Raw genomic sequence first — 6,284 nt, 5'->3', positions numbered from 1 at the left:
CCCGGTGCCACCGGGCCCTGCAGAGGCGTGGCGGCCTGCGAGCCCGGCACCGCCGTACCCGCCGCCTGCGCAGCCTCCGACATGGTCGCCATCAGCGCGGTCAGGGCCTTCTCCAGGTCCCCGGCATGCGTACCGGTGACCTTCAACTGGCCCTGCACCCCCTGCGGCCTGATATCCCACGCCACCATGCGAAAGCCCCCCTGTACGCGCGCTGATCCGTCTCGGCGTCACCACTCGGCCGGTGCCGCTGCCTCACGCTTGGACTTCCGGCGGTTGAACAACCGTTCGCCCGGTCATCTTTATCAACCCGGACATCACTGGTGCAATCAGCAAATCGGCAATCAGCCAACCCTGGCTTGCTCCTGACCTGGTGTCGGGTGTCGGTGCGGGCGCCTGCCCGGACGCCGCGTCAGGCGTTTGCAGTCACCGATGGATGCTGTTCACCGCTGCCGCAGCGCGAACCACAGTTCCGTCCGTACGTCCATGTCGTCCAGGTCCGCGTCCAGCAGCGTCGCGCAGCGGGCGATGCGTTGGCGGACCGTGTTGCGGTGGACCTGGAGGGCCGTCGCCGTGCGGTCCCAGCTGCCGTGGAGGCTCAGCCAGCAGCGCAGGGTCTCGGTCAGGGGCTCGGCGAGCGGGGCGAGGAGGGCTCGGGCGTGGGCCTCGGCCTGGGCCGGGGGGATCAGGGCGGCCAGGCCCGTTCCGGTGTCGGTGTGGTGGTGGGCCAGGGGGGTGCGGGTGGCCACGGCCCGGCCCAGGGCGCGGGACGCCTGGCCGTCGGCGAGGTCGAGGGCCGTGATGGGTGCGGGGGCGGAGGCGCCGAGCGTCCACCCGGGCTGCGGGGTGATCCGGTCAACGCCGGGGATCAGCACCCTGACGGCGTCGCCGCCCCGGCCCGCGTCGACCAGGGCCGAGCCCAGAGCGGCGCCCAGTGCGCCGGCGGTCAGCGGGTCGACCGGGCCGTCGCCGCTGCGGCGCGCGTGCACCACCGTCCACTGTTCGGCGCCACCGAGCAGCGGGGCGACGTCCTGCGGGTCCGCGCCCAGCAGCATCCGTACGAGCGCGGCCGACCGGCCCGCCGCGTCGGCGCCCTGGTGCGGGGCGGCCAGCAGGGAGAGCAGGACGACCGCGACCCCGGCGATCGTGTGGTCGCCCGCCTCGCGCCGCTCCGTCGCCAGCGCCAGGACGAGACCCTGGCCGCCGCCCAGCGCGTACGCGGACAGGTGCGCGCCCCGCACCGTGTCGGTGGCGGACGTCGGCGCGGGGCGCGGCCCGGCGGAGACCACCCGGGTGAGCCGGGCCAGCGCTGCCCCGATGTCGGGGGCCGGGCGGCGGCCCGCCGCGTGCAGCTCCTCGCCGTCCGCGGAGAGCAGCACTGCCCGGCCCTCCAGCTGGGCCGCCAGCTGGTGCAGCACCGCGGGGATCGGGTCGGGCCGGGCAGCCGCCGTGGCCAGGGCCTGCTGGGCCCGGGTCACCCGGCGCAGCTCGCGGTGCCGGGCCTCGGCCATCAGCCGCCACACCGCCCGGGCGATCGCCGTGAACGGGGTCTCGGGCGGCACCTCCACCAGCGGCAGGCCATGCCGGTCGCACGCCTCGATCAGTGCCTGCGGCACCGTGTCGAACACCGGCGTCACCCCGAAACCGAGCGCCGCCGCCCCCGCCTCCACCAGCCGGGCCACATAGGCGTCCGGGTCCTTGAGCAGCACCCCGGCGCTCAGCAGCAGCTCACCGCCGAGCAGATACGGGTACGGGTCGGCCATCTCCGAGGTGTGCACCCACAGCAGATCCGCCTCGGCCGGACCCGCGATCCGGTGCAGCCCCAGCTCCTCGCGGGCCAGCAGCTCGGTGAGCGGGATCGGGGGAGTGGGGGGCGTGGAAGGGGAGGGGGGAGCGGGCGGAATGAGCCCGGCCGGGGCTTCAGGCATGGACGGTCCATCCATCGGTGACTTCAATTATGGATGAAACGTACACTTCAGCGTTGCCTGTGGGCCACCTACCGTCTTCACCACGTACGACGTGCGCACATGACTGAAACGGAGGAAGCCCATGGCTGTCGACTACGCGGTGATCATCGTCTATCTGGCCGGCATGCTCGCCATGGGCTGGTGGGGCATGCGCCGCGCCAAGTCCAAGAGCGAATTCCTGGTGGCGGGTCGCCGCCTCGGCCCCTGGATGTACTCCGGCACGATGGCCGCCATCGTCCTCGGCGGCGCCTCCACCATCGGCGGCGTCGGCCTCGGCTACCAGTACGGACTCTCCGGCGCCTGGATGGTCTTCACCATCGGCCTCGGACTGCTCGCCCTGTCCGTCTTCTTCTCGGCGCGCATCGCCCGGCTGAAGGTCTACACCGTCTCCGAGATGCTCGACCTGCGCTACGGCGGCCGGGCCGGGCTCATCTCCGGTGTCGTCATGTGGGCGTACACGCTGATGCTCGCGGTCACCTCGACCATTGCGTACGCGACCATCTTCGACGTCCTGTTCGACATGAACCGGACCGTCGCGATCATCCTCGGCGGCGCCATCGTCGTCGCGTACTCGACGCTCGGCGGCATGTGGTCGATCACGCTCACCGACATGGTGCAGTTCGTCGTCAAGACCATCGGTGTGCTGCTGCTCCTGCTCCCCATCGCGGTGATCAAGGCGGGTGGCTTCAGCGAGATGAAGGCCAAGCTGCCCACCGAGTACTTCGACCCGCTGGGCATCGGCGGCGAGACGATCTTCACGTACGTGCTGATCTACACCTTCGGCATGCTGATCGGCCAGGACATCTGGCAGCGGGTGTTCACCGCGAAGAGCGACCGGACGGCGCGCTGGGGCGGCACGGTCGCCGGTACGTACTGTCTGGTGTACGCGATCGCCGGCGCCGTCATCGGCACCGCCGCCAAGGTCATGTACCCGAAGCTGCCCAGCGCGGACGCCGCGTTCGCCACCATCGTCAAGGACGAACTGCCCGTCGGTGTACGAGGGCTGGTCCTGGCCGCCGCACTGGCCGCGGTGATGTCCACGTCCTCCGGTGCGCTGATCGCCTGCGCCACCGTCGCCAACAACGACATCTGGTCCCGGCTGCGGGGCGTGGTGTCGCGGGGCGGCGGCGAGGAGCACGACGAGGTGAAGGGCAACCGGGTCTTCATCCTCATCATGGGTGTCGCCGTCATCGCCATCGCCATCGCGCTGAACAACGTGGTCGAGGCCCTGACCGTCGCATACAACCTGCTCGTCGGCGGGCTTCTGGTGCCGATCCTGGGCGGTCTCCTGTGGCGCCGGGGCACGGCGGCCGGTGCGCTGGCCTCGGTGGCCGTCGGTGGCCTCGCGGTGATCGGCCTGATGGCGTCGTACGGAATCCTCGCCAACGAACCGGTCTACTACGGCCTGCTGTCCTCGCTCGTGGTGTACGTGATCGTCTCGCTGGCCACGAAGCCGACCGACGCGGCTGTGCTGGCCGCCTGGCGCGAGCGGCTGGCGGGGCGGGGCGGCGAGACCACGGAGACCGCCCCGGAGCCGGTCACCACGTAAAGCATTGTCCGCACGCGCCGGGTGATTTCGAATATCGTACGAACGCCCACAAAGCGTGCAGCACCCCGCGTCACCACGCATCGCAACAAGAAAGGCACCCCCATGAGCAGCAACGAATCGCCGCGCGGTCCGATCGACTCCTCCCGCGTCCCGCGGTACGCCGGACCCGCGACGTTCGCCCGGCTGCCCCGCCTCGACGAGGTCGGCACCGCCGATGTCGCCGTTGTGGGTGTGCCCTTCGACACGGGGGTCTCCTACCGCCCCGGTGCCCGCTTCGGCGGTAACGCGATCCGTGAGGCGTCGCGCCTGCTGCGCCCGTACAACCCGGCGCAGGACGCCTCGCCGTTCGCGCTCGCACAGGTCGCCGACGCCGGTGACATCGCCGCGAACCCGTTCAACATCAACGAGGCCGTCGAGACGATCGAGGCCGCCGCCGACGACCTCCTCTCCACCGGCGCCCGCCTGATGACGCTCGGCGGCGACCACACCATCGCGCTGCCGCTGCTGCGTTCCGTCGCGAAGAAGCACGGCCCGGTCGCCCTGCTCCACTTCGACGCGCACCTCGACACCTGGGACACCTACTTCGGCGCCGAGTACACCCACGGAACCCCGTTCCGCCGGGCCGTCGAGGAGGGCATCCTCGACACCTCCGCCCTGTCCCACGTCGGCACCCGCGGCCCGCTCTACGGCAAGCAGGACCTGGACGACGACGCGAAGATGGGCTTCGGCATCGTCACCTCCGCCGACGTCATGCGCCGCGGTGTCGACGAGGTCGCCGACCAGCTGCGCCAGCGCATCGGCGACCGGCCGCTCTACATCTCCATCGACATCGACGTCCTGGACCCGGCGCACGCCCCCGGCACCGGCACTCCCGAGGCCGGCGGTCTGACCTCCCGCGAACTCCTGGAGATCGTCCGCGGGCTGTCCTCCTGCAACCTGGTCTCCGCCGACCTGGTCGAGGTCGCCCCCGCGTACGACCACGCCGAGATCACCTCCGTCGCCGCCTCCCACACGGCGTACGAACTGACGACGATCATGTCCCGCCAGATCGCAGAGGCCCGTACGAAGTGAGCCACGACCACCACGACGAGCGCCCGCAGCTCACCCCCGAGCAGATCGCGGCCGCCCTGAACCCCCCGGCCGGACGCAACGGCGGCGACCTCGTCGTCGAGACCCTCCAGGGCCTCGGCGCGACCACCGTCTTCGGCCTGCCGGGCCAGCACGCGCTCGGCATGTTCGACGCGCTGCGCCGCTCGGCCCTGACGTACATCGGCCTGCGCGTCGAGAACAATGCGGGCTTCGCCGCCGACGCGTACGGCCGCATCACCGGGGAAGTGGCGCCTCTGCTGCTCTCCACCGGGCCGGGTGCCCTCACCTCCCTCGCCGCGCTCCAGGAGGCGGCGGCGGCCTCCGCTCCCGTGCTGGCCATCTCCAGCCAGATCCCGACCGCGGGTCTGGGTGGCGGACGCCATGGCTACCTGCACGAACTGAGGGACCAGAAGGCGTCGTTCCGCGACATCGTGAAGTCGGTCCACACCGTCCGTACGGCCTCCCAGATCCCGTCGGCGATCGCCGCCGCCTGGGAGTCCGCGCTGAGTGCCCCGCACGGCCCGGTCTGGATCGAGATCCCGCAGGACGTGCTCCTCGCCGAGACCACCCTGCCCGTCGTCACGGCGATGGACGCCACCCCGCGCGAACTGCACGCCCGTCCCGAACTGACCGCCGTGGCAGCCGACCTGCTGTCGAAGGCCGAGCGTCCGGCGATCATCGCGGGCGGCGGAGTCGTACGCTCCGACGCGTCCGGCAAGCTGCTCGCGCTCGCGGAGAAGCTCGACGCCCCGGTCGTCACCACCTTCGGCGGCAAGGGCGCCTTCCCGTGGGAGCACCCGCTCTCGCTCCAGTCCTGGCTGGAGGACCGCCACACGACGGACTTCCTGGAGTCCGCCGACGTGCTGCTGGTCATCGGCTCCGGACTCGGTGAACTCTCCTCGAACTACCACACGTTCGCCCCGCGCGGTCGCGTCATCCAGATCGAGGCGGACGCCGGCAAGCTGGAGTCCAACCACCCCGCACTCGGCATCCACGCCGATGCCCGCGAGGCCCTGGCCGACCTCCTCGACGCGGTCGACCGCCGCGAGGACCCGTCGGCGCCGGACCGGGTCCGTACGGTGCTCGAAGCGGTACGGGACAGGATCGCCGGCCAGGAACTCACCCTGGAGCAGCAGCTCATCGCCTCGGTCCGCCAGGCGCTGCCCGGCACGTCCCCGAGCTTCTGGGACATGACGATCCTCGCCTACTGGGCGTGGTCCGCCTTCGACGCCCGCCACCCGAACACGATGCACTCGGCCCAGGGCGCGGGCGGTCTCGGCTACGGCTTCCCGGCCGCGCTCGGCGCGGCGGCGGCCGACCGTACGAAACCGGTCCTGGCCGTCTCCGGCGACGGCGGCGCAATGTACTCGATCGCGGAACTGGCCACGGCCCGCCAGTACGACCTCCCGGTCACCTGGCTGATCGTCGACGACGGCGGCTACGGCATCCTGCGCGAATACATGACAGGCGCCTTCGGCGAGGCCACGGCGACGGAACTCTCCCGCCCCGACTTCGTCGCCCTCGCCGAGTCCTTCGGCGTCCCGGCGGTCCGTACGACCCCCGAGACGCTCGCCGACGACCTGGCGAAGTCCTTCGCACAGCCGGGCCCTTCGGTGGTCGTGCTCCCGGCCCTGCTGAGGATGTTCGAACCGACGCATCTGTGACGCATCCGCAGGGCGTCG

5 protein-coding genes are annotated in these 6,284 nt (G+C 71.5%); 3 read left to right on the top strand and 2 right to left on the bottom strand.

Features of this window, described 5'->3' with window-relative positions; all coding sequences use genetic code 11:
- The coding region (locus tag ACFVYE_RS44800) for a DUF6507 family protein (RefSeq protein WP_389609264.1) at positions 1–188 on the bottom strand (188 nt) is incomplete at its 3' end.
- Between the two features lie 252 nt (positions 189–440).
- The gene (locus ACFVYE_RS44795; RefSeq protein WP_383968551.1) at positions 441–1,925 is read right to left on the bottom strand and encodes a PucR family transcriptional regulator ligand-binding domain-containing protein; all 1,485 of its coding nucleotides are present in this window, start codon (positions 1,923–1,925) and stop codon (positions 441–443) included.
- A 121-nt stretch (positions 1,926–2,046) separates the two neighbouring features.
- Between ACFVYE_RS44795 and ACFVYE_RS44790 the strand changes: the two genes are divergently transcribed.
- From ACFVYE_RS44790 to ACFVYE_RS44780, 3 genes are all read left to right on the top strand, one after another.
- Complete coding sequence (locus ACFVYE_RS44790; protein WP_383968554.1) at positions 2,047–3,513, top strand: sodium:solute symporter; 1,467 nt, start codon at positions 2,047–2,049, stop codon at positions 3,511–3,513.
- 102 nt (positions 3,514–3,615) lie between these two features.
- Positions 3,616–4,584, top strand: coding sequence for an agmatinase (gene speB, locus ACFVYE_RS44785; protein ID WP_383968557.1), 969 nt, complete (start codon positions 3,616–3,618; stop codon positions 4,582–4,584).
- Entirely contained in the window at positions 4,581–6,266 is a 1,686-nt protein-coding gene (locus ACFVYE_RS44780) for a thiamine pyrophosphate-binding protein (protein ID WP_383968561.1), read from the top strand. Before speB ends, ACFVYE_RS44780 begins: the two co-directional genes overlap by 4 nt.
- The last annotated feature ends 18 nt before the right edge of the window (positions 6,267–6,284 follow it).

Origin of the sequence: Streptomyces sp. NPDC058239 (genome assembly GCF_042882185.1) — a bacterium.
GTDB lineage: Bacteria > Actinomycetota > Actinomycetes > Streptomycetales > Streptomycetaceae > Streptomyces.
This window is presented reverse-complemented; position numbering and strand designations above follow the sequence as displayed.

What these genes read in the sequence shown, in the direction of transcription:
- ACFVYE_RS44795 (WP_383968551.1), bottom strand. Translation starts at nt 1,925, where the DNA reads ATGCCTGAAGCCCCGGCCGGGCTCATTCCGCCCGCTCCCCCCTCCCCT.
- ACFVYE_RS44790 (WP_383968554.1), top strand. Translation starts at nt 2,047, where the DNA reads ATGGCTGTCGACTACGCGGTGATCATCGTCTATCTGGCCGGCATGCTC.
- speB (WP_383968557.1), top strand. Translation starts at nt 3,616, where the DNA reads ATGAGCAGCAACGAATCGCCGCGCGGTCCGATCGACTCCTCCCGCGTC.